The sequence below is a fragment of the Nitrosopumilus sp. b1 genome, from assembly GCF_014078545.1.
GTDB lineage: Archaea > Thermoproteota > Nitrososphaeria > Nitrososphaerales > Nitrosopumilaceae > PXYB01.
Window position 1 is genome coordinate 1 of sequence record NZ_MU078750.1, and the last position, 2393, is coordinate 2393.

Genomic DNA, 2393 nt, shown 5'->3' on the forward strand with positions numbered 1-2393 from the left:
CTTTTCAATCATTGCAGGGTTCATAATTGTTGGAGTTGCAAGCAAGACATCAAAAGTAAAAGAACTTACTCGTGATGTTGGTATTACAAAAATTGCCGATCTTGCAAGAATTGTTGCAAAAAAAGAAGAAGATATTACAACATCCTCAGATACTGTTGGTCTTCAACCAGGAGCACTTGTTCATGTTGGTGAAAAACTTGTTGAAGAAGTTTCATTTCAACAAATTGAATACGATAAAGACAATTTTATAAAAAAAGACTTTGATAAAGTTGAAGATTGTCTTAATACATTAGATAATCCTCTTGTATCGTGGACAAATATTACAGGAATTCATGATTCTGATGTAATTAAAAAAATTGGTGATTATTACAAACTTCATGTTCTTATTCAGGCTGATATTATGAATACAGAATTAAGACCAAAAATAGATAATCAAAATGATCACATTTTTCTAATTATAAAATTACCCCATGTTTTACCCAATGGAAAATTATTCATGGAACAAATTAGCTTGATAGTTGGTAAGAATTTTGTTATATCTTTTCAGGAAACAAAAGATGATGTGTTTGATCCAATAAGAGATAGAATTGAAAAATCAATCGGTACAATAAGACAACGAGGAAGTGATTATCTTGCATATGCAATAGTTGATGCAATTATTGACCATTACTATGTAATTTTAGAAAGCATAGGAGCACAATCTGAAGACTTGGAAGAAGAATTAATGGCAAATCCTGGTCCAAAGACTTTGCAAACAATACATTTACTCAAAAGAGAAATGGTCATTCTAAGAAAATCAATTTGGCCTATGCGGGAAGTAATTGATGGTTTTGAGAGAATGGAATCTGATTTAATTGATAGTAGAACAAAACGGTATCTTCGAGATGTATACAGCCACACAGTACAAGTGATGGATAACATAGAAGGCCTTCGAGATATGGTTGGTGGCATGTTAGATACGTATCTCTCTAGTGTTGGAAACAAAATGAATGAGATTATGAAAACACTCACCATCATTGCTAGTATTTTCATTCCAATTACCTTCATAGCTGGGCTTTATGGTACGAACTTCGTGTATGTTCCTGAGCTAACCTGGGAGGGAAGCTACTTTGCCATGCTAGGCGTGATGGCAGTTGTGGTAATCATAATGGTTGCTTGGTTTAGGAAAAAAGAGTGGTTATAGAAATTCATGGCAAACAAAATTGCTCAACGTACATATGAAATTCTAGAAGGAACAACAAATGATAAAATTACAAAAACATTTCAGATTTTTATTATTACTTTAATCTCTGTTAATGTTCTAGTCGTTTTAATTGAAACAGAAGAATCTATTGCAAATGAATATGGGAAATTTTTCTACCCTTTTGAAGTCTTTTCAATAATTATTTTTACAGTTGAATATGGCGCAAGACTTGCTGTATGTAAATTAAATCCCAAGTATGAAGGAAAAAGATTTGCACCTTTACGTTATGTGTTTACCCCAATGATGTTAGTTGATTTAGCTGCGATATTGCCATTCTTCTTGCCATTTGTAGTAACAGATATTCGCTTTATCAGAATTATCAGACTGCTTAGATTGTTTAGACTATTCAAACTTGCAAGATATTCTGAACCAATGCAAACTTTGGGTGATGTATTCAAAGCAAAAGCAGGTGATTTGGCAGTCGCATTTTTCATTTTATTCATAGTATTGATTTTTGCATCCAGTTTGATGTATCATGCAGAGCACGAAGCCCAACCTGAGGCTTTCTCTAGTATTCCAACATCAATGTGGTGGGGAATAGTTACACTAACCACAATTGGATATGGTGATACATATCCTGTTACAACTGCAGGAAAAGTAATTGCTGCCGGAGTTGCAGTATTGGGTATTGCAGTTTATGCAATTCCTACCGGTATTATGGCATCTGCATTTACTGAAGAACTACGAAAAAAGAAACAGAAAAAGCATAAATGCCCACACTGTGGAGAAGAGGTCGAATTTTAAAATTGGATTTAAAATCAATCGAAGGTGGATTCACACCTTCTAAAGAAAAAAAATTTTCTGAAGCAAAAAAAGGAATGGTCGCATCAGCATTTCCTGATGCAACTAAAGCCGGAGTTAAAATTCTACAACGAGGAGGAAATGCAGTTGATGCTGCATGTGCTACAGCATTAGCTCTTGGTGTTTGTGAGCCTCAAGCCTCTGGAATAGGAGGTCAATCTATGGCTATTTTACACATTAATGGAAAATCTATTGCAATAGATGGTTCTAGTCGTTCTCCGTCACTGGCCCATTCTTCTAAATATTCAAAAAAACGCTCTAGATTAGTTGGATACAGAGCAACAACTATTCCAAGCACATTAGCAGTTATTGGTTTCTTACATGAAAGATATGGAAGATTAGAGTGGCC

The 2393-nt window shown here is 34.4% G+C and carries 3 protein-coding genes; all 3 read left to right on the forward strand.

Annotation, left to right across the window (positions count from 1 at the left end; all coding sequences use genetic code 11):
- On the forward strand, nt 1–1183 hold a 1183-nt coding region (corA, locus tag C6988_RS10305), incomplete at its 5' end, for a magnesium/cobalt transporter CorA (protein WP_220463437.1).
- Nucleotides 1184–1189: 6 nt separating this feature from the next.
- Nucleotides 1190–1987: an ion transporter gene (locus C6988_RS10310; RefSeq protein WP_182135296.1), complete on the forward strand. Its 798-nt coding sequence runs from the start codon at nt 1190–1192 to the stop codon at nt 1985–1987.
- Nucleotides 1988–1989: 2 nt separating this feature from the next.
- Nucleotides 1990–2393 (forward strand): gamma-glutamyltransferase (locus C6988_RS10315; protein ID WP_182135298.1); only part of this gene is annotated, 404 nt, incomplete at its 3' end.

Coding starts and splice junctions, on each gene's coding strand:
- C6988_RS10310 (WP_182135296.1), top strand. CDS start 1,190: ATGGCAAACAAAATTGCTCAACGTACATATGAAATTCTAGAAGGAACA.